This is a genomic window from Mycoplasma sp. 1573 (assembly GCF_053851775.1).
This window is the reverse complement of sequence record NZ_JBSQBG010000002.1, coordinates 262,956-284,300: the sequence shown is the minus strand read 5'-3', so window position 1 is coordinate 284,300 and position 21,345 is coordinate 262,956. Positions and strand designations below refer to the sequence as shown.

General features: G+C 30.6%; 25 protein-coding genes. 20 read left to right on the top strand and 5 right to left on the bottom strand.

Features of this window, described 5'->3' with window-relative positions; all coding sequences use genetic code 4:
• Nucleotides 1–22: 22 nt before the first annotated feature.
• Nucleotides 23–763 carry a YebC/PmpR family DNA-binding transcriptional regulator gene (locus tag ACWXVT_RS02865; protein ID WP_455968019.1) on the bottom strand — a complete coding sequence of 247 codons (741 nt, stop codon included), beginning with the start codon at nt 761–763 and terminating at the stop codon, nt 23–25.
• A gap of 66 nt (nt 764–829) precedes the next feature.
• On the opposite strand from ACWXVT_RS02865, the gene nadE reads away from it, so the two are divergent.
• Together nadE and ACWXVT_RS02855 are read left to right on the top strand one after the other, a co-directional pair.
• Nucleotides 830–1,666: an NAD(+) synthase gene (nadE, locus tag ACWXVT_RS02860; RefSeq protein ID WP_438341651.1), complete on the top strand. Its 837-nt coding sequence runs from the start codon at nt 830–832 to the stop codon at nt 1,664–1,666.
• The gene (locus ACWXVT_RS02855; RefSeq protein WP_438341652.1) at nt 1,645–2,334 is read left to right on the top strand and encodes a pseudouridine synthase; all 690 of its coding nucleotides are present in this window, start codon (nt 1,645–1,647) and stop codon (nt 2,332–2,334) included. Before nadE ends, ACWXVT_RS02855 begins: the two co-directional genes overlap by 22 nt.
• Nucleotides 2,335–2,459: 125 nt before the next feature.
• Here ACWXVT_RS02855 and ACWXVT_RS02850 read toward each other — a convergent pair whose 3' ends face one another.
• The 4 genes from ACWXVT_RS02850 to rpsT form a co-directional block, all read right to left on the bottom strand.
• Nucleotides 2,460–3,179 carry a phosphotransferase family protein gene (locus ACWXVT_RS02850; protein WP_455968017.1) on the bottom strand — a complete coding sequence of 240 codons (720 nt, stop codon included), beginning with the start codon at nt 3,177–3,179 and terminating at the stop codon, nt 2,460–2,462.
• Nucleotide 3,180: 1 nt separating this feature from the next.
• On the bottom strand, nt 3,181–4,269 hold the full coding sequence (locus ACWXVT_RS02845) for a M20/M25/M40 family metallo-hydrolase (RefSeq protein ID WP_438341654.1): 1,089 nt from the start codon (nt 4,267–4,269) through the stop codon (nt 3,181–3,183).
• Between the two features lie 47 nt (nt 4,270–4,316).
• Nucleotides 4,317–4,865 carry an inorganic diphosphatase gene (locus ACWXVT_RS02840; RefSeq protein ID WP_438341655.1) on the bottom strand — a complete coding sequence of 183 codons (549 nt, stop codon included), beginning with the start codon at nt 4,863–4,865 and terminating at the stop codon, nt 4,317–4,319.
• A gap of 67 nt (nt 4,866–4,932) precedes the next feature.
• Entirely contained in the window at nt 4,933–5,202 is a 270-nt protein-coding gene (rpsT, locus tag ACWXVT_RS02835) for a 30S ribosomal protein S20 (protein WP_438341656.1), read from the bottom strand.
• Between the two features lie 83 nt (nt 5,203–5,285).
• Here rpsT and ACWXVT_RS02830 point away from each other — a divergent pair, with 83 nt between their 5' ends.
• From ACWXVT_RS02830 to ACWXVT_RS02745, 18 genes are all read left to right on the top strand, one after another.
• Nucleotides 5,286–6,011, top strand: a complete 726-nt coding sequence (locus tag ACWXVT_RS02830; RefSeq protein ID WP_438341657.1) for a YgjP-like metallopeptidase domain-containing protein — start codon at nt 5,286–5,288, stop codon at nt 6,009–6,011.
• The gene (locus ACWXVT_RS02825; protein ID WP_438341658.1) at nt 6,004–6,747 is read left to right on the top strand and encodes an NERD domain-containing protein; all 744 of its coding nucleotides are present in this window, start codon (nt 6,004–6,006) and stop codon (nt 6,745–6,747) included. The genes ACWXVT_RS02830 and ACWXVT_RS02825 overlap by 8 nt, the downstream gene beginning before the upstream one ends.
• A 143-nt stretch (nt 6,748–6,890) precedes the next feature.
• Complete coding sequence (locus ACWXVT_RS02820; RefSeq protein ID WP_438341659.1) at nt 6,891–7,409, top strand: hypothetical protein; 519 nt, start codon at nt 6,891–6,893, stop codon at nt 7,407–7,409.
• A gap of 105 nt (nt 7,410–7,514) precedes the next feature.
• Nucleotides 7,515–8,717, top strand: coding sequence for an AAA family ATPase (locus ACWXVT_RS02815; RefSeq protein ID WP_438341660.1), 1,203 nt, complete (start codon nt 7,515–7,517; stop codon nt 8,715–8,717).
• A 1-nt stretch (nt 8,718) separates the two neighbouring features.
• Nucleotides 8,719–9,663 (top strand): phenylalanine--tRNA ligase subunit alpha, encoded by a 945-nt coding sequence (pheS, locus tag ACWXVT_RS02810; RefSeq protein ID WP_438341661.1) that lies wholly within the window; start codon nt 8,719–8,721, stop codon nt 9,661–9,663.
• A gap of 11 nt (nt 9,664–9,674) precedes the next feature.
• Nucleotides 9,675–11,843, top strand: coding sequence for a phenylalanine--tRNA ligase subunit beta (locus ACWXVT_RS02805; protein ID WP_438341662.1), 2,169 nt, complete (start codon nt 9,675–9,677; stop codon nt 11,841–11,843).
• A gap of 90 nt (nt 11,844–11,933) precedes the next feature.
• A complete protein-coding gene (gene recA / locus ACWXVT_RS02800; protein ID WP_438341805.1) occupies nt 11,934–12,905 on the top strand; it encodes a recombinase RecA in 972 nt (323 codons plus the stop codon).
• Nucleotides 12,906–12,982: 77 nt separating this feature from the next.
• Nucleotides 12,983–13,795, top strand: a complete 813-nt coding sequence (locus ACWXVT_RS02795; RefSeq protein WP_455968016.1) for a TIGR00282 family metallophosphoesterase — start codon at nt 12,983–12,985, stop codon at nt 13,793–13,795.
• 13 nt (nt 13,796–13,808) lie between these two features.
• Nucleotides 13,809–14,234, top strand: a complete 426-nt coding sequence (locus ACWXVT_RS02790) for a transcription antitermination factor NusB (RefSeq protein WP_438341664.1) — start codon at nt 13,809–13,811, stop codon at nt 14,232–14,234.
• Nucleotides 14,221–14,712 carry a hypothetical protein gene (locus ACWXVT_RS02785; protein WP_438341665.1) on the top strand — a complete coding sequence of 164 codons (492 nt, stop codon included), beginning with the start codon at nt 14,221–14,223 and terminating at the stop codon, nt 14,710–14,712. The genes ACWXVT_RS02790 and ACWXVT_RS02785 overlap by 14 nt, the downstream gene beginning before the upstream one ends.
• Nucleotides 14,700–15,437, top strand: coding sequence for a TlyA family RNA methyltransferase (locus tag ACWXVT_RS02780; RefSeq protein ID WP_455968015.1), 738 nt, complete (start codon nt 14,700–14,702; stop codon nt 15,435–15,437). The genes ACWXVT_RS02785 and ACWXVT_RS02780 overlap by 13 nt, the downstream gene beginning before the upstream one ends.
• Nucleotides 15,438–15,440: 3 nt before the next feature.
• Nucleotides 15,441–16,598 (top strand): aminotransferase class V-fold PLP-dependent enzyme, encoded by a 1,158-nt coding sequence (locus tag ACWXVT_RS02775; protein ID WP_455968014.1) that lies wholly within the window; start codon nt 15,441–15,443, stop codon nt 16,596–16,598.
• On the top strand, nt 16,585–17,013 hold the full coding sequence (locus ACWXVT_RS02770; RefSeq protein WP_455968013.1) for an iron-sulfur cluster assembly scaffold protein: 429 nt from the start codon (nt 16,585–16,587) through the stop codon (nt 17,011–17,013). Before ACWXVT_RS02775 ends, ACWXVT_RS02770 begins: the two co-directional genes overlap by 14 nt.
• A gap of 22 nt (nt 17,014–17,035) precedes the next feature.
• Nucleotides 17,036–18,268, top strand: a complete 1,233-nt coding sequence (locus ACWXVT_RS02765; protein WP_455968012.1) for a Y-family DNA polymerase — start codon at nt 17,036–17,038, stop codon at nt 18,266–18,268.
• A gap of 149 nt (nt 18,269–18,417) precedes the next feature.
• Nucleotides 18,418–19,509: a nicotinate-nucleotide adenylyltransferase gene (locus ACWXVT_RS02760; RefSeq protein ID WP_455968011.1), complete on the top strand. Its 1,092-nt coding sequence runs from the start codon at nt 18,418–18,420 to the stop codon at nt 19,507–19,509.
• Between the two features lie 121 nt (nt 19,510–19,630).
• Nucleotides 19,631–19,930, top strand: a complete 300-nt coding sequence (rplU, locus tag ACWXVT_RS02755) for a 50S ribosomal protein L21 (RefSeq protein WP_438341671.1) — start codon at nt 19,631–19,633, stop codon at nt 19,928–19,930.
• 7 nt (nt 19,931–19,937) lie between these two features.
• Nucleotides 19,938–20,198, top strand: coding sequence for a 50S ribosomal protein L27 (rpmA, locus tag ACWXVT_RS02750; RefSeq protein WP_438341672.1), 261 nt, complete (start codon nt 19,938–19,940; stop codon nt 20,196–20,198).
• A gap of 355 nt (nt 20,199–20,553) precedes the next feature.
• Nucleotides 20,554–21,315, top strand: coding sequence for a hypothetical protein (locus ACWXVT_RS02745; protein ID WP_455968010.1), 762 nt, complete (start codon nt 20,554–20,556; stop codon nt 21,313–21,315).
• Nucleotides 21,316–21,345: the final 30 nt, after the last annotated feature.

Below are 21,345 nucleotides of genomic sequence, written 5' to 3'. Positions count from 1 at the left end.
GTTTTTACCTATCTTTGACAAATTATTCTTCATTCGGGAATTTTGCATTGTGGTAAACTTCTTGTACATCTTCGTCGTCTTCTAGTGTGTCTAAAAAGTTTTCAAATTTTTCAACTTTATCAGCAGGAATTTCTACTTCCATGTTCGGAATATAACTGATTTCTGCTGTCAAGAAGTTTTCAATGTTAAATTGTTGTTCTATGTTTTTCTTTAATTCACTAAAATCTTCAGGATTTGAATAAATTACATATTGTTCGTCTTCAGTAATGAAATCAATTGCTCCACCATCTAAAGCAGCCATCATTAAATCTTCTTCATTTAAGTTGTCAGCCTTAGCAATTACTAAAACTCCTCTTTCATCGAAGGTGTAAGGCACTTTGCCATTACCCATTTGCCCATTTACTTTGTTGAAGTAGTGTTGAATGTTTGAAGCTAAACGGTTGAAATTATCAGTTAGACAACTTACGATGAAATTGGTTCCACCAAAAGCTGTGGCGGTATAAATATATGATTTAAAGTTAGATCCTTCTCTTGAACCACCTGAACCTTTTTGAACAGCTTTTTCAATATTTGACTTAGGCATTGAACGTGTTTTAGCCTTAGCAATAGCCATTCTTAAAGCAGGGTTAGCATCTGGATCAGGTCCTCCCAATGCAGCAGCAACCATAATTTCTTTTGAGAATTTTTGAAACATTTTACTTCTTTTAGCATCTTGAGCAGCCTTATGGTGTTTTGTTGTTGCTCATTTTGAGTGTCCTGACATTATTTCTCCTTTAAATTAAGCATAAATATAAAAATAATTATAAGTCTTTTTGATTAAAATTAGAGCATGAAAATTCAAGAAAAAACATTAAAAGAGATACAACAAAGCAATTCTTATTCACAATTAGTTGACTCAATTGATAAATTGCAAGAATGATTAGTCCAAAATTTAAAACATTCAAATCAAAAAGGCTATGTTTTAGGACTTAGTGGTGGTATAGATTCAAGCACTTTAGCAATGATTTTAGACAACAAGCCTGAGCTAAAAAACAATCATTTTTATTCGATCACAATAAGCGATTCTTTAAGTGACAAGCCAAATTTGAGTGACGTTAAACAATTAGAAAATCAGTTGTGTACCCAAGTTGAATATGTTGATCTCACTCAAGCATATTTAGATTTAAAAAAGAGTCTTAACACAGAAGATAAACTAGTTTTAGCAAACTTAAAAGCACGGATGAGAATGGTGTTTTTGTATGCTAAAGCACAAGAGAATAATGCACTAGTTTTAGGAACCGATAATGCTAATGAATATCATTTAGGTTATTTCACTAAATACGGTGATGGTGCTTGTGATTTATTGCCACTAAGCAATTTTTTAAAGAGTGAAATTTATCAAATTGCAATGATATTAGGAGTTCCTGACTCTATTGTTCACAAAAAACCTAGTGCTGACTTGTGAGAAGGTCAAAATGATGAAGACGAAATGGGATTTAGTTATGATGAATTCGAAGAAATTGCTTTAGGCAACGCTAATGGAAGTAATTTTGAAACAATTGTAAAAAGAATCAAAATCAATCGTCACAAAGTCGAACCAATCAAACAATTTACACAAACACCAAATTACAAATCTATCAATAAGAATATTGAAAAGGTAATTGCATGCGACTTGAAAAATTCTTAAGTGATGCAACAAACTTAAGTCGCTCTGAAATCAAAAAATTAATTGCTTCCAAACGAGTTTTAGTCAATTCTCAAATGGTAACAAAGACTCAGCAAGTTACTGCAAATGACACTATTTGCATTGATAATGAGATTATAAAATACCGAAAATTTTTCTACTATATGTTAAATAAACCACAAGGTTATGTGTGTGCTAATGAAGATAATTTTCAATCTACAATTTTTGATCTAACAAGTTTAGATAACAAAAAATTCTTTAGTTATGGAAGACTGGACAAAGACACAGAAGGACTAATAATTATTTCGAATGATGGACAGTTAGGACACAATTTATTGTCACCTAAGAAACATGTAAATAAAAAATATTTTGTACAGACTGAAAAACAAGTTAGTCAGGAATATATTTCAGTTTTTGAAAATGGGGTCACGATCGAAGAAAATTTCAAAGCAAAGCCAGCAAAGCTTGAAATTATTAACGAAAATGAGTGTCTTTTGACAATAAGTGAAGGAAAATTTCATCAAGTTAAAAGAATGTTTGAAGCAGTGGGTAACAAGGTAACTTATTTGAAAAGACTCAGTTTTGGTAATCTTCAACTAGACAAAAATTTAGAACTAGGTCAGTGAAGAGAATTGACCGAAAATGAAATAAATATCTTGAAAAACAGTTAATATCTTTTTTGAACTTGATTTTAGCAAACACAAAAAAGATTGATATTTTTACTCAAATACCAGTAGTAAAACTAAATTTTGACACAAAGAAAGACTGAAGGCCAAAAACCTTTCAGTCTTTTAAATTATTTCTTTCAGTATTTGTTAACTAAATTTGTTAGTCTTTGCTTTCAAGCTTCAATATCAATAGGCATTTGGTCCAATGAATAAGCCCAAATAACAATAAAGTAAGCAACCACTATTTTAAAGCGATTGTAAGCCTCAAGATCATAATCTTGATATGCTTGAAGTAGTCATTGTTCTTGTTCTTCATTGAATAAAGTTGCCACAACAACAAAAGCAAGATCTCAGTTTTTATTACCCATTGTGGCATATTCTCAGTCAACAAAATATATCTTGTTGTCAACACCAGTCATAACATTTGAACCATACAAGTCGTTATGAACTGGTCAAGAATCGGGATACATTTCTAAAATTTCATTAACCACATCTTTATAATTATTAACTTCCAAAATGTCCAGATTTTTATTTTTTATTATTTTTCTGTAATTATCATATCTTGCCGCTAAATTTTTCGGCGGTAACGAGATTTTTGAATCGTGTAATTTTTTAAAATTGATTGCGATTTGACTAATTGTGTATTGATCTCAAATATTTTTTTTATTTTCAATGTATTCTCAAACTACTTCTTTTTCAGTGTTTGAAATTAGTTTAGGAATAAAGTCTAAGTCTTTAAAAATTGTGTAGTCAATATTGTGATTTCAACCGTTTAACTTTTTAACTTGAACAAATCTATCATTATCGCGAAATGATGTATTTGTATATCCTTCTTTAATTTTTTGCATCTTATTTGTATGCTAATTTAGCATCAAAACTTTCACTATTAACTTCTTGCACAAACTGCGCTAAAAGTTGACCTGCCGCCATTAAATCATTGATATCACAAACTCCAATTGGTGAGTGTAGGTAACGTTGTGGCAATGAAACCGTCATTGTTGCTACTCCACCTTTTCCGTATTGCAATTCGCCTGCATCAGTTCCTCCACCTGCAGCCACAAATTTATAAGCTCTAATATCATTTTCGCGAGCAACGCTAGCCATTCATTCAACTAAATTTGGATCCATCATAGTTCCACGATCATAAACTCGTAATGCAGCACCGTGGCTTAGTTTTGTTGTTCCTGGAATTGTGCCAATAGTATCATGACTTGAAGTAGTATCTAAGGCAATTGCAATATTAGGTTCAACTAAACTTACAGAGCTTTTTGCTCCCCGTGTTCCAACTTCTTCTTGTACTGTTCCAACTAAATATAAATCACAGTCTAATTCTTTTTTGTCAACCAGGTGGGCTAAGTATTCTAAAGTTGTAACTCCTGCCCGGTTATCCATTGCTTTACCACCGATTAAGTCTTCATTAGCAAAGTGAATAGTTTCTCCAGACATGTAGACTCTGTCACCTACTTCTACACCATTTTGGCGAGCTTCTTCATCATCTTTGAAACCAAAATCGGCATAAATTTCATTATTAGTCATGGCATTTTTAATTTGTTCGTTACTCATAATGTGAATTGAAGTATGCCCAAATAGTCCAGTGAACCTTTTGTTGTCTTTATTGGTTACTAATGTTGCTTTTGTTCCAATTGCAACAGAAGGTCAAATTCCACCAACAGGAGTTAAAAGCATTTGCCCTTTTTTATCGATTAAACGAACTAAATAACCAACTTCATCCATGTGAGCGGTAATCATAACTTTTGGTGCGCTCGATTTTTTTGATTTTTTAAGCATAATTAGTGATCCAAAACCATCACGACTGAAGGTGAATGAAGAATCTTTTAGATTTTCTTTTAGCATTTGCACAACTGGCTCTTCATAACGACTCATTGCTTCTAATTCCATGTAAGAAATTAACTTATTTTTAAATGTCTTTTTGTCCATATGTTTCTCCTTTTAAAAAATCAGTACGTTAATGTACTGATTAGTGATTAAAGATATTTTTCAGGATGTTCTTTTTTCATTTTTTCAATGAAATCATCTTTATCCATTGATCCGTATTTATTCATTAATTCAACACATTCGTGGTATTCTTTTTCAGCTCACTCAACATTTTCAAATCCAGTAACTTGAGTAATTCCTTCACGTTTAAAGTTTTTGTAAGTACTGAAGAAGTTTGACACACTTTGTAGTCACATTTGATCTAAGTCAGCTAGTGATTGAATGTGATCTAAACGATAGTCATCAGCATGTACTGCGATTAATTTAGTATCAGTTTCACCATCATCAATCATTTTCATTGCTCCAACTACTCTTGCTTCTAGACTTACTCCAGGCATGAATGTTTCAGATGAGTAAACTAAAACATCTAGTTCGTCTCCATCTCAATCTAATGCTTCAGCAATATAACCGTAGTTTGCAGGATATTTAAAATCTCCTCTCAAAATTCTGTCAACAGCTATCTTTCCTGTTTTACGATTGTATTCATATTTGATTGAGCTTCCTTTTGAAATCTCAATATTTACAGTAATTTTTTTCATAAATTTAATTTTAGTTAAAAACTAATCAAAATAATAAAAAAAGAACCAAAAGGTTCTCTGAATACAATTAAGCTTGTGCTTTAGCTTTAGCAACAAAAGCATCTAAACGAGCAGCTTTACGTGCACCATTATTTTTGTGTAGTACACCTTTTGAAACGGCTTTGTCAATTTCGTGGTGAGCTTTTGAAAGTAATTCACTAACATTTTCTGCATTATTCATTGCAGCAAGTTTAGTTTTCTTGATAGCTGTACGAACTCTTGATTTAATTGCAGCGTTTCTAACTCTTGCTTTTTCGTTTGATACGATAGCTTTCATTTTTGATTTAATATTTGCCATTTATTTGTCTCCTCGATTAGTTGATAAAAGCATTATAACCAAAAAAAATAAAACTTAAACATAAATCATATAAAATTTATGTCATGCTTGAAACTGGACTGAGTAATAATATTGTATTACAAATTGGCGAAAAAACCTTTAAATTTGTAATTGTACCAACTAATAATAGTCGCACAATCTTAAGGCCGCGTGATGATTGTTTTGAAATTAGTCTTTCAATCTACCACCAACAAATCGACTGAAACTGAGTAAGAAGATTGGTTGCTAAAAAATATTATGATTACAATTTTGCAACTCAAGCAATTAATATTAAAAAACAGTATTTTTTTTACTTCGGACAACAAATATTTTTTTCAATAACTGATAAACACGTCATTTTTGAAATTAACGAAAAAGTTTGAAAATTGAAATTAACTAAAGATGATAAAGGTGAGATAAGTAAAAAAATCAGTCTTTTTTTGAAAAAAGAGTTAGAAAAATTTATTTTTTTAGCACACAAGTGATGTGAAAACTTAATGCAAATATCGAATTTAGAAAAAAATATCAAAATTGTCAAAGTAACTTCGTTTTGAGGTAAATACATTCTTAAAAATAATGAAAAAACATTCAAATATAATTTAAGATTGATACATTTCGATCCAAACATAATTTACTCAGTCATAATTCATGAATTGGTTCATATTACTCATCACAATCACGGACCAGAATTTAAAAAAACACTGAAAGAATATGTTCCTAATTACAAACAACTCAACAAATATTTAAGCAACAATCAATTTAGTTTAATCGGAGGAAATAGCAATGAATAATTTACTGACTGTACTAAAAGAAGAAATTCAAAATACAACTGTAGAAACTAATAATGCTGCGTCTGTTGCTAATCCAACAATAATAAAAAATGGTTTAATAGCAGCTATGGTTATTTTAATCTTGCTAGCCGTGGCAGGATTTGTAATTTTTCTATTTTATCGTTTAAAAATTAAGAAAAAATTGGGACGGGGAAGAGATTTTGAAAAAGAATTTGCCAAAAAAATTCAACAATGATCTTCTAGCCAAGATTTCTTTTTTATTCCTAGTTCATTACTAAAATATGAAAAGAAACTTTTTGAAGTGGATGGTATATTAATTTCTAATCGTGGGGTTATTGTTATTGAAATGAAGTCGTTTAATGCTGATATAGAAGGTGATTACAACAATAATGTTTGATGAAAAGTAAAACCAAAAGTTCGTTATGAAATTAAAAATCATTTAAAACAAAACGACAAACACATTGAACACTTACAAAACATCATTGGAAAAGATATAAATGTTTATTCTTTTTTAATTTATGAAAATTTTGGAACAAACAAAATAAATATTGCTTCAGTTCCTGATTGAGCTTTGGTATTTAAGGACAATGAATTCGAGTCAAAAATGCAGTATTATAAAGAAGCAATTGAATCAAGTTATGATCGTCAAGATGTTGTAGAAACATACAATAAGATTGAAAAAGCTATTACTCATTCAGCAAAAGATAAAGCTAAATTTGCTACTTTCTTTAAATAATTATTAGACACCAGTCTCCCTGTGTGTCTTTTTTGTGTCAAAATGTGTACTTTTTGAGTAAAAAAATTTTTATTGTGATAAACTTAGTACATATTTTTAAAAATATGAATTAATATAGCATTATAAAATTCGAAAGGAATAAAATGGCAGTAAGAACAAGATTCTACATCATTGAAAAACGTGATGAAGAAAATAACCTAACATGACATTTAAAACGTGCTAAACAAGATAATTACTTTACATTCGACAATTTCCAAGACAGTTTAAATAAATTTATCGAAATTGCTAAAGGATTAGAAGGTGACTCACGTGTTTGATTCCACCAAAATGGTGCTTTCCGTGGAAGCATGGGAATGGAATCAGCTCTAAAAAGTATTGAAGAACTACAAGCAAATAATGTTTCTTCACAAGAAGCAACAGATTACTTGGTTTCAAAAAACCTAATTGAATCTTCATCTAAAAAAGAAGACGAAGAAGAAAAAGAAGAACAACAACAACCAGTAGAAGAAGCAAAACCAGTTTCATATGAAGAACAAAGTCAAACAACAACTGTTGTAACATATGAAAAAGTTCCTAAAGGATACTATGTTCTAGTTTCATTGCTACTTATTTTAGTTCTTGTATGCATTATCTTAGTTGCTGTAGCTTTTGCTAAAAAATAATTAGAAAAATTTAGAATAGTCCGGTTAAGCCGGTCTATTTTTATTGCCTTTCTTATAGAAAGTGTTTAGAAATTACTAAGTAATTAATATAAAATTTATAAATATATGAATTTAGCAAGTTTACGTCGCCCAAAAAATCTCGAAGATTTCATTTGTGAAGACTGACAAAGAGATTTTTTTGCAAGAATTATTCAAGTTAAAGATGATCGTTCATTTTTATTTTTTGGTCCCCCAGGAAGTGGTAAAACAACAATCAGTTTAATTCTTGCTAATGAAATGCAAAAGAGTTTTGCTTATTTCAATGCTGCTATCGATAACAAGCAAACATTAGTCAATTTAATTGAAGAAAACGAAATTTTGATTGTTGATGAAATTCATAGACTAAACAAAGACAAACAAGATATCTTGTTGCCACATCTTGAAAATCAAAGCATCACTGTATACGCAACAACTACTGAAAATCCTTTTTTCAAGGTTAATCCTGCCTTAAGAAGCCGTATGAATATTTTTGAATTCAAAAAGCCGACTGACAAATTGATGCTTGAATATGCAAAAAATATTAATCAAAAATTGGAATTATTCACAGTGGAAAATGAAGATGTTTATCGAGTTTTAGTAAAGCATGCTAATCGAGATTTTCGTATCTTACTAAGTGACTTAGAACTATTGGCTAAATTGTATAGAAAAGAAACAATAGATGTAAATAAAGTAAAACTAATTTTTTCAGTTATCAATTTTGGAATTGATCAAGATGGTAATGAATTTTACAATCATTTGAGTGCTTTTCACAAATCATTAAGAGGAAGTGATCCTGATGGAGCTTTGTATTGAGGATATTTGTTGTATAAAAGCAAAAATTTTGATGATATGTTTAGAAGAATGATTTGCGCCAGTTATGAAGATGTCGGACTAGCTAATCCAAGTTGTGGTTCGCAAACACTCCAAGCCATTGAAGCATTTGAAAGATTAGGTGAAGCTGAAGGTTATCTACCTATCGCTTTTGCAATTCTAAATATTGCCTTAAGTCCTAAAAGTAACAGTGTCATTGAAGCCTGGTCAAACACTTCAGTAAATGTCGAAAATCGTGGTGCATATGATGTTCCTACTCACTTAAAGGACTCGCATTATAAATCGGCAAAAAAATTAGGACATGGTGTTGAATATAAATACCCACATAACTATCAAAATCATTGAGTAAAACAACAATATTTACCAGATGAATTAACAGGTCAAAAATTTTACACTGCTAGTGAAAATAGCTATGAGCAAAAAATTTATAACTACTGAAAGAAAATAAAAGGAGAATAAGATGAAATTTGACTTATCGGAAATCAAAAATTTAGAAGATTTAAAGCAATTAAAAGCAAAATTCAATGCTCCAGATAGTGAAATTGGACTTTTAATGCAACAATTAAAAGAAGCTAGTCCGGATCAAAAAGCTGCTATTGGTAAAAAAATTAAAGTTTTAAAAGAAGAAGCTGAAACGTTTTTTGAAAAAGCAAAAGAACACATTTTACAACTTGAAATTGAACAATCTATCGCTAAAGACTGAATTGATGTTAATGAACCAGTTACTAAGAAAGGTGGAATTCATCCAATCAATTTGATTATCACAAGAATGCAAGACTGATTTAATTCAAACGGATATTTTGAAACTAGAGCGAGTGAAATCGAAACAGACGAATATAATTTTGAACGTTTAAATATTTTAAAATCGCATCCAGCACGTGACATGCAAGACTCACTATTTATCGATGAAAACACATTGTTACGTACTCATAACACAGGAATTAGTGCAAGAGCATTGCAAAAATATGCAAATCAATCATTTAGTCAATATGCTATTGGTAAAGTTTATCGTAATGACGAAGAAGATCAAACACACTCACATCAATTTACTCAGTTAGATTTTGTGTCGGTTGGATATACAAATTTTGGTAATTTAATGTGAACTTTAAAAAGTTTATTGTCATATGTTTTGGAAGAAGAAGTAGAAATTCGCTTGCGTCCTTCATATTTCCCATTCACTGAACCTAGCGTTGAAGTTGATGTATTTTACAAGAATCGTTGAATCGAAGTTTTAGGAGCAGGAATGTTACATGAAAACGTGTTAAAAATGGCAGGTTACACAAATGACATGAATGGTTTTGCAGCCGGAATAGGAATCGAAAGAATAGCTATGATTAAATATGGAATCAATGACATTCGCGAATTCTACACAAACGATGAAAGATTTTTAAAGCAATTTAGATAGGAGAAAACAAGATGTTATTTTCATTTTTAGAATTAAAACGTTTAGCAAATTTAGATGAAAGCATCACAATAGAAGAAGTTGCTAAGGCAATCAATTCAATTGGTTTTGAAGTTGAAGAACATTGACGCTTTGCTGATGTTGAAGGTATCAAATTTGGCCATGTTTTAAAGACTTATCCTAATCCTAATTCAGATCGTTTAACTGTTTGTGAAATTGAATTTAATGACAAAATCAGAACTATTCAAACTAATGCTACCAATGTAAAAGAAGGTCACTACTTAATGGCTTTTGTACCTGGTTCAAGAAGCAAAAAAGATGTTTTTCAGGCTCGTGAAATGCGTTCGATTATTAGTGAAGGAATGTTGGTTGGACTTGAAGAAATTGGTTTTAAACCTGATTCTATTAGCGAAAAAAATATGTGAAATGATGGAATATTCGTCTTTGAAAACAAAGTAGATTTAAACCTAGATCCAATTGAATATTTTGCCTTAGATGACTATATCATCGATATCAGCATTTTATCTAACCGAGCAGACGCTAATTCATATTTAATAATGGCAAAAGAATTAGCTGCTTATTTTGGTACAACTCCTTTATCTTTAAACAAATTGCTAACAAAAGAGTTTCATTCAGATTTCAGTATCAAATCACTGCAAGAAACCAATCACTTTACACTTAGAGAAATTAAAGTTGAAGATATTAAAATTTCTTTACAAGATGAACTATTTTTAATGAAAAATGAGATAAAGTCAATCTCTAAAGCAGTTGATTTATCAAATTTAGTGCTCCTATACGCAGGTCTACCCACTCACGCTTATGATGTAAGAAAATTAAATTCAAAAGATTTTGAAGTGAAAAAATACACAGGCCAAGCAGTAGTTTTTGGTAATAAAGAAGTTGAACTTGACCAAAGCTTATGTGTTTTAAACAACAACAAAGTTGTTTCAGTGGCAGCTGTTATAGGTTGTGAAAATAGTGGTTGCGATAGTCAAACAACATCAGCTTTATTTGAAATTGCTTCTTTTGATTTAAAAGAAGTAAGAAATTCAAAAAAACAAGTCAAAATAGAAACAAATTCAGCTAACCGTGCTTCAAAAGAAATTAGCATGGGATCAATTTTGTTAGCACATGAATATCTAGAATCAAAAGTAAATCAGGCTAGCCAAATTATTGGTTATGAAGATGCCAAACAACACACTTTTGATTATGATGCAGCCTATTTAGATTTTTATGCTGGTTTTGAGATTACAGCAACTGATAAATTTAAACAAACCTTACAAAAATTAAATACTCTTGGCATTGAGATTAAAGACGAAAAAGTAATGGCGCCTGCCTATCGTTATGATTTAAAAACAATGCAAGATTTAACTGAAGAAGTGTTCCGCTTCTATGGTTATGAAAATTTTGCCATTATTCAACCAGAAATTAAGCAAGTTGAAAATGTTACATACAAAGATTACAACAACATTTTAAAAGCAATGAAATATCAAAATGTGCGTACTTTCACCCTGACTAGTGCTAAGGCCAATATTTTAAATCCTTTTGATTTCAATTCAACAATCGATTTAGCAACTTATGCTTCTAGTGATCGAAATCAGTTGCGTCACTCACTTGCTCTTTCACTAGCTGAAGTGTTAGACTACAATCAAAAACGAAGCATTAAAAAAATGTCAATCTTCGAAATTGGAATGATTCAGGACAAAAGCAATGTTTTAGGACTAGCTTCAAACGAAAAAAGTTTCAACGAAATGAAACAAGATATTATCGACTTACTTGATTGTCAAGTTGAATTTATAAAACAAGAAAACAAATATTTGCACCCGAATTATTCAGCCTTAATTTTCAAAAACGGTAAAATGATTGGATATTTAGGTAAGTTGAATCCACAAGTATATCAAAGCGATGCAATTTATGCTGAAATCTTTTTAGATGAAGATAAAGCTAAAGCACCAATCTTTGCAAATTACAAGCATGATCCTTTAAAAACTAGAGATTTTACAATCAATTTACAAAATCATGAAAGTGTTCAAACTGTTTTAGATAAAATTGCAAAACTTAAGGGTATCTATCAAGTTAGTGTTATTGACAAATATCAAAAAGATGACGGTAGTGTCAATGTAACATTTAGCTTTTTAGTCGAAGATTGAGCAATTAAAAAATTAGAAAGTGTTTTGGGTTAAACCAACACTTTTTATTTTGATTTAAAAACTGTGCTAATTTCTTACTTTAATAAGTAGGAGGAAAAAGTGGAAAAAGAACAAATAAGAAGTATGCTAGAAACAACCTTGAAAGAGATAGAAAAAAGATTTGGTAAAGAATCAATCATGTTTTTAGGTAACAAACCGGATCAAAACTGCGAAACTTTTTCAAGTGGCTCTATAGCAATTGATGGTGCGCTGGGTATAGGCGGATGACCAAAGGGAAGAATTGTTGAAATATACGGACCCGAAAGCAGTGGTAAAACAACAATAAGTTTGCATGCAATTGCTGAAGTCCAAAAAAATGGCGGAATAGCAGCATTTATTGATGCCGAGCACTCAATCGATACAACTTATGCTAAGGCTTTAGGTGTTGATATTTCGAATTTAATATTGTCACAGCCAGATAGTGGAGAGCAAGCTCTAGAAATTGCTGATATTTTAATTAAAACAGGACAAATTGACTTGATTGTTGTTGACTCCGTTGCCGCTTTGGTTCCTGAGGCTGAATTAAATGGCGAAATGCGCGACCAAGTTATTGGTGCTCAAGCAAGATTAATGTCAAAAGCACTTAGAAAAATTACCGCTTCACTAGCTAAAAATAAAACAACAATTATTTTTATCAATCAAATTAGAGAAAAAGTTGGAATCATTTTTGGTAATCCCGAAACTACTCCTGGTGGTAAAGCACTAAAATTCTATTCTTCAATTAGAGCTGAAGTAAGAAAGACGCAAAACATTAGTGAAAATAACGAAATAAACGGAAATGGGATAAAAGTAAAAATTGTTAAAAACAAACTGGCTGCCCCATATAAAATTGCTAATGTGGAAATAGTTTTTGGTCACGGATTTGACAAAACTGGCGAACTTGTTTCTTTAGCAGAAGAATTCAAAATTATTGAGAAGAAAGGCTCTTGATACTCGTATAACAATGAAAATATAGCTCAAGGAAAACAAAAAGTTCGTGAATATCTACTTCTTAATAAAGATAAATATGATGAAATAGAGCAAAAAGTCCAACAAAAAATTAAAGAACAAAATTAGGCAATCAAGATTGTGTTGACAATCTTTTTGCTTTTATCTTAGGATTTTTTTGAATTAGTATAAAATTAAAATTAATTATGATAACTAAAAGTAATGAAGACATAAATGTACTATTTTTTGGCGATATTTTTGGTGAACCAGGAATAGAAATAGTTGAAAAATATTTATTTAAACTAAAAACTGAAAATAGCATAGATTTTGTTATCGCACAGGCCGAAAATGTTTCTGGTAGAAAAGGTTTTGTGCCTCAAGATTATGAAAAATTAAAACAAATTGGAATAGATGTTTTTACGCTTGGAAATCATGTTTGAGCTAAAGCTGAAATTAGCGAAATCATTGAAAACAAAGACGTAATCAGACCAGCGAATATAGACTATGCATATCCAGGTCATGGTTTCGGAATTTTTGAAGTCAAAAATCAAAAAGTTTTAGTAACTTCAATGATGGGAAGACAGTTCAATCCGTTATTGTCACCTTGAAATGAAGAACAAGCAGACTGCTTTTTTGACAAATTCGACGAAATTTATTCACAAAACCAATTTGACTATATGATAGTAGATTTTCATGGTGAAACAACAAGTGAAAAAAATGTCTTCGGAATTTACGTTGATGGTAAAGCAAGCGCAGTTTTAGGGACTCATACCCATGTGCAAACTAATGATGCAAGAATATTACCAAATGGAACTTATTATTGTACTGATGTAGGGATGTGTGGTCCTTACAATAGTGCTATTGGTGCTAACTATGATGAGGTTTATGACAAAATGCGCCACAATGGACGAAGTGCTTTTAAAGTCAGTCCTAATAAGTGTCAGGTAAACGCAATAGTTTTTACTCTGTCAAAAAATAAAGATAATCAAAAAATAAAATTAATTAATATCTATGACTAATTTAGGAAAAAATATGGAAACAGACAAGCAATTAAATGAAATAGCGAAAAAGGTCGCTTTCAATGAGTTAATGATTAAAAAGAGAATGGTTTTCATTACACTTATTTATCAGTCACAACTTTTTAATAAACCACTAAACAGTGAATATATTTTTGAAAACTCAGCATTTAGTGACTCGCAAATGAAAGTTATTGAATTGTTAGAAAAAAATATCCCAACAATTCAAAAAATTATTCAATTCTATCTTTTAGACAATTGAACTTGAGATAGAATTCCAGCCTTAGCAAGAGCGATTTTAATTTACGGTGTTTTTGAAATGCGTAAAAATGATCCTAAAATTGTCATAGATACAATGATTAACATTGCTAAGATTTACAATGTTAATTACAAATTTGTAAACGCTATTTTGGATAAAATTAATAAAGATGATAAAAAGTAACTATATTAAACAAACTGTTGCAAAAATAAACTTGATTTTGGTAAAAAATCAGGTTATTTTAAAATATCGTCAAAGATTTAGAAACAAACAAATGCGCTTCCTGATTTCAAAAATTTTGATTTTATTCGATACTAACTATTCAATTAATAAGCTGGCCGAAGTAGAAATAGAATTAATGAATAGTAATTTCCAAAAGAACATGTTTTTAACTATTTTACTTAATCATGTCAACTCAATCGATGAAAAATTTCAGTCGTGTGATTGAAAATCTTTTGGAAAGTTTCTTTACTACATTTTCAAAACATCAACTTACTATTATGATGTTAAACATCAAGTACCCAACATTTTTGAAATCCATGGAATAACTAGTTCAAATGCTCGAAAAAGAGACTTGTTCAATGATTTTTGTATGTCATTGGAAAAGGTAACTCCTGACTTTAATTATTATGTGAGGTTAATTTTAAAATGAGTAAAATAACCAAACAACGATTAGATATATTGATTAGCAACAAATTTGAATTAGAATTAAGTGAAGCTGATTTTCAAATTCGAATTGGCAATGTTTTGGTTAATGGAAATAAAGAAATTCTTCCTTCATTAAAATTCCGCCCTGATATAAAGCTGGACTTAATTAATCAAAAAGAATTTGTTTCTCGTGGAGCATATAAATTAAAAAAAGCTATCGAAGAATTCAAGATAATACCTAAAGATTTTGTGTGTGTTGATATTGGGTCGAGTACTGGTGGTTTTGTGCAAATTTTATTGCTCAACGGAGCAAAAAAAGTCTATGCAGTTGACGTAGGTTTCGATCAGCTGCACTACACATTAAAAAATGATAATCGAGTCATAAATATGGAAAAGACCAATCTTAAGACTCTAACTAAATCTTCATTTACTGAAAATATTGACTTAGTTGTGACTGATGTTAGTTTCATTTCGCTTAAACACGTGTTTGAAGTTTGTAAAGATTTTTTAGCTTCGAAAAAGCAAATAGTTGCTTTGATTAAACCGCAATTCGAAGCAAGCTCAAAATACGTTTCTGAAGGTGGATATGTTGAAGAACAACATCACGAGTTTTTAATTAATCGAGTAATTGAATATGCAAAAGAGTGCAGTTTCAAGTTCCTGGCAATTCAAAAAAGTCCTATTTTGGGTAATAAATCGAAAAATATTGAGTATATTTCACTATTTGAAAAGGAGTAAAAAATGGATTATAAGAAATTTTTTCCAATGCTGCAAAATAATGACATTGCTTATTTAGATAATGGTGCATTAGGTTTGAAACCGGAAGTAGTTTGTCAAGCTGGTAATGATTTTTATACTAAATTTTCGATTTCAACTCGAACAAAAGACTCAAGACTAGGAATGGAAGTTAGCGACATAGTTAATCAAACTCGTCAAAAAGTCGCTTCATTTTTTGAAGCTGATTGAAAAAAGACAATTTTTTACTCAGGAGCAAGTGAAGCACTCAACCAAGTTGCTATGATGTTAGCAGATTTAGTCAATGAAGGTGATGAAATTTTACTTTCTTTATACAATCATGCAAGCAATGTTTTGCCATATTTTTATTTCTTAAAAGACAAAAATGTTAATTTTGTATATTTCACCACACAACAAGATTTAATGCAAAAAATTAATAAAAAAACTAAAATTGTTGCCCTTAGTCAGCAAACAAATAATCTTAACGAAAAATACGAATTAGACTCAATTTATCAAGCATGTTTAAAAAATGATGTGTATTTGGTTAACGATGCTGCACAAGCCGCGCCACACACTAAAGTAACTATTAAAAATTGTGATTTTATCGCTGTTTCTGCAAACAAAATGTATGGTCCAACAGGTCTTGGAGTTTTATGTATAAGTGATCGTGTTTTTTCATTTGTAATGCCTAAAAAATTTGGTGGTGGAGCTGCAAAATCGTTCAGTAATCCAAATTATGATATGGACTACAGCGCATATGAAGTAGGAACCTTAAATCTTGCTGGGATTTATCAGTTCAACAAAGCTATTGATTTTATTAATGAAATTGGTTTTGATAAAATGAATGAAAAAATGTATTCTTTATCTACAAAACTGCATGAAAAACTAACTAAAGTGCCAAATATTATTTTGTATTCTAAGCCTGGTGATAATATTTGTTTATTTAATATCCAAAACGTTAGTTCACAAGATGTTGCTTCGTACTTAGGACACCGTGACATCTACGTTCGCAGTGGAACTTTTTGTGCTTATTTACTTGAAATTGATCCTAATTTTCATGGCACAATGGTGAGAGTCTCGCTTGCCTTTTACAATGATGAAAAAGATATTGAAAGACTGATAGAAGCTTTAATCAATGGAGGTGATTTTCTTGACTTCATTTAGTGATCAACAAAAAAGGGATTTAATTTATCAACACTATTTGACCCCAAACAATAAAAGTGAAACACTTAGTGGTTTGCAAGGACAAGCTTACTCAAGAAGTGGGTGTGCTGACAATCTTGAAATTGGTTTAGTGGTGGAAAATAACGTTATTAAAAATGCTCAATTTAATGGTAGCGGTTGTTCTATTTTTATTTCTTCAACTGATTTGGTTTTAGATTTAATAAAAAACAAAAGTACTAAAGAAGTTAAAGAAATTTTGGAAAACTATGAGTCGATGATTAATCAAAATCACACGGAAAACAAGGAATTATTGAATAACTTAGTAGTTTTTGAAAATGTTAAAAAACACTTAAATCGTGTTGAGTGCGCTTCACTTATTATCAGAGCAATCAAAAAGGCATTAAACCTTGAATAATAAAATTTACTTCCATATTGATATGGATAGTTTTTTTGCATCTTGTGAAAGAGCAATCAGACCAGATATAAAAAGTGTACCGATTGCAATTTCTAAAAATACTAAACGTTCAATTGCTACTGCTTTAAGTTCTGATGCTAAAAAATTAGGTGCTAAAGTAGGTGAGCCAATCTACGTTACCAAACAAAAAATTCCTAACCTTTTGGTTTTAGAACCAAGACTAGATTATTATCGTTCTGTGAGTGCTAGAATTTTTGAACTAATAGCAACAAAATTCAGTAAAAACATTGAAGTTTATTCAATTGATGAGTGCTATCTTGATGTTAGTGATGTGATACAAAATTATTCTTCTCCTATCGAATATGCCAAAATCATTCAAGACACAATTTGGAATCAACTTAACATACCTTGTTCAATAGGAATTAGTTACAACAAATTTTTAGCAAAAATGTCTACTAATCTTGCTAAGCCACACGGAATAGTTTTTACTCAAAAAGAAGACATTGCTAACAATTTTTACTCACTAGATATTGGTGATTTTTTCATGATCGGTAGAAAAAGTACACAAAAACTCAAAGCAGTAAATATCAATACAATCGGCGATTTTGTATATTGCCAGAATACTACTTTATTACGTTCAATACTGGGTGTTAACTTTTATAGCTTTCAGCAAATGGCAAAAGGGATAACAGTTCAATCACAAGAAGCAAAACCAACTGAACTAAAAGGAATAGGTCAATCTACAACCTTTATGCAAGATGATATTTTTGATGAAGAACATCTCAAAAATATTCTTTTGTCCTTAACTAAAAAAGTTGTAAATCGTTTGAAAATAAGAAATTATCTATGTTCCGTAGTTTCTGTTCAAGTTCGTAATCAAGATAAAAGTTGAAATATTTTTCAACGTAATATCAAGGTACCAACAAACAATCTCGAAGATATTTTTAAAGCTTGTTTTAAACTTCTAAAAGAAAATTGAGATGGTGAACCACTAAGAGGAATAGGATTAAGAGTTCACAATTTAATTTCTTCACAAGACAATGAAACACCTTTTTCGCTTTTTGAACAAGAAAAAGAAAATGATAGCAAAGCCATTATCGATAAAATTAATTTTTCACTTGGCTCAAAAACGCTTTTTACTGGCCAAGAACATGAAAATATGCAAAACGTTCGTGCTGGCCAAATCAAATTCAGCATCAATGACTATGACAATAATGATTTAATTGATATTGACCAATCAATTTTGAAAAAATAACTGTGACTATACTTGCAAGTGTAGTCTTTTATTTTTTAGGCTTGAAATTTTTTATAGTTGTGTAAAATGATAAAAGATATATTTGCCCAACAAACAAATATTGATGTCACATAATAATTACAACTGCACAAAATAAGAAAGGAAACAAGATGAAAATAGGTTTATTTGGCGGAACTTTTGATCCCATCCACAAAGGACACATTTTGATTGCTCAACATGCTTGTAAAACACTAAATTTAGACAAGATTATTCTTATTCCTGCTAATCAAAATCCCGATAAAAAAAATCAACCTTCTGCTTCTAATCAAGACCGTTACAACATGGTTAAAATCGCTATTCAGGATTTTGATAATTTTGAAGTTAGTGATTTTGAAATCAAAAGAACAGGACCTTCATACACATTCGAAACACTGAAATACTTTAAACAAAAATATTCACAAGATGAATTGTTTTTCATTCTAGGTTCTGACAATTTAAGTTCTTTAAACAAGTGACAAGGTGTTAATGATTTCAGTAAGTGAGTGAAACTTGTGTGTTTTCGTCGTACTAAGAATTTTTCTAAAATTAATGCAAAAAAGTATAACGTTTTGATTTTGGATAACCCACTATGAGATTTTGCAGCAACTGAATATCGTCAAGGTAATATCAAAATTGTTGATTCAAGGGTTCAGTCATACATTGGAAAAAACTTTTTATACGCTCGTGATTTAATTCTTAACACTCTTTCAATTTCAAGAAATAGTCACTGCTTTTCAACTGGAGAATATGCAGCTCAACTTGCTAAACAGTTAAATTATGATGTTAAGACTGCTTATTATGCTGGTTTGCTGCATGATATTACTAAAGAATGAACTAACGAACAACACGAGCAAATGATTCAAAAATATGGACTAAATTTTAAGGATTATCATCCTTATCAATACCACCAATTAACTGCCTACTTGTTTCTTAAAAATGAATACAAAATCACTAACAAAAGCATTCTTCATGCAATCAAACATCACACTACTTTAAGTATAAAACCAACAACTTTAGAAAAAATTGTTTATGTCAGCGACAAAATTGGTCCAGGTAGAAGATGACCTGGCATTCAAAAATTACGTCAGGATGTAGAACAAAACTTTGATTTAGGTTTTGCAAACTTGGTTGCTTCAATTTGAGAATTCTTAACTTCTGAAGGACAACTTATTGATGCAAAACAACAAAAAATTTATGCTACAAATAGCAAGTTTACATTGTAAAGTTTTTTAGTAACAAAATAACAAAATAATTTATAATTAAAAACGTTACTTGTTGTAACCGTTCCAAACAGGTTTTAAGCATAGCACCTTAAGGGCGAGCCATCAAATAAGGAGGACATCTATGTTCGCTATTATTGAAACTGGTGGAAAACAACTAATTGTTAAACCAGGAGATACAATTTTCATCGAAAAAATCGATGGAGAAGCTGGTAGCAAAGTAACTTTTGACAAAGTAGTTGCTCTAGAATCAAAAATCGGAGCACCATATGTTGAAGGAGCTAGTGTTACTGGAGTTATTGAAAAACAAGGAAAAGCTAAAAAAATCGTTGTGTATCGTCACAATGCTAAATCTACTCACAAACGTAAATTAGGACACCGTCAACCTTACACAAGAGTAAAAATTGAAGAGATCAAGGGGTAATTAGAACATGGCAAAAACAAAAGCAGGTGGAAGTACCCATAACGGTCGTGACTCGGCCGGAAGAAGACTTGGTGCTAAGTTAGCAGACGGACAATTTACATTAGCAGGTGGAATCATCTACCGTCAAAGAGGAACAAAAATTTTTCCAGGAAAAAATGTTGGTAGAGGAAATGATGACACCTTATACGCTCTTGTTGATGGTATTGTAAAATACGAAACAAGAAGAAACCGTAAATATGCTTCAGTTTACGAAGTAGAAGCTGAATAATTTTCAATAACCATCTAAGAGTGCCCATTGTGGCACTTTTTATTTAGAAAATAAAAATTAATTAAAAAAATGCTTGAAATCAGCATTTTTCAATGTCCAAAAATACCATTTTTTATTAAAGTGGGTTATAATTAGAAACGTAAAACAAGAAAATGATAGTTTTACATAGTAAAACGTTGCTAAGTTAAGGTACAAAAAAGTTGTGCCAATTTACTATCATTTTGGGAGTTTTAAATGTTATTAATAATTTGACTTTAAAACTATGTTTTACACTTTTAAAAAATAAAACAGTTTTATTATCGAAATGTTTTTCGAAAAACAAATACATACAAAATACAAAATAAGGAGACTTTGTATGACAAAAAGTAAAAAAGTCGCAGTCATTACTGGACTTCTTTCTACTACAGCTGTTGGTATCTCGCTAGCATTTTTATCAGCAAGTTGCGGTGCAAGTCAAGAGTTGAAAGACTTAGGTACTAAGTTATTTGAAGCTCAAAAGTTATACGATGACAATTCAGCATTTGCTGAAGAGTTGAAAGACTTTAAAAAAGCTATTGATGACGCAAAATCAATCAGCAACAAAGCTTCAAGTGAAGAATTAGTAGCAAAAACAAAAGAGTTAGAAGCTGCAATTGAAAAAGCTAAAGCCATTATTGCTCAAAAAACAAGCGAAGCAAGTGCAATGGTTCAAGAATACAAAAAATTGGTTGACTCATCAAAAGAACTATTAAATAATCTAAAAGCTAAAAGCTTAAGTGCAACCGATTTTGAAAAAGCAATTACAGACTCAGTTGCTAAAACCCAAGATCAAGATGAAAATGGAAAAACTAAAGACAAGGTTGAAACAGATTCAGCTTGAAGAGAACAATATGCTGCCTTGACTGAAGCTAAAGCTAAAGCAAACAAACTATACCAAGTTGCTGTTTATAAAGAATTAGATAAAGAAGTTAAAGGTTACTTAGAAGGTTTAAATAAATCTTCATACGAAAACATCAAATCAACTTTACAAGCCGTTAAAGACGAACAAGGTAAAGTTGTTGAAGGTGCAAAAGAAAGTGAAGACGCAAAAGTTGTTGAAGCATACAACAAATTAAGTGAAGCATACAACAAAGCATAAGAAGATCAAAAAATTATCGACAAACAAGAT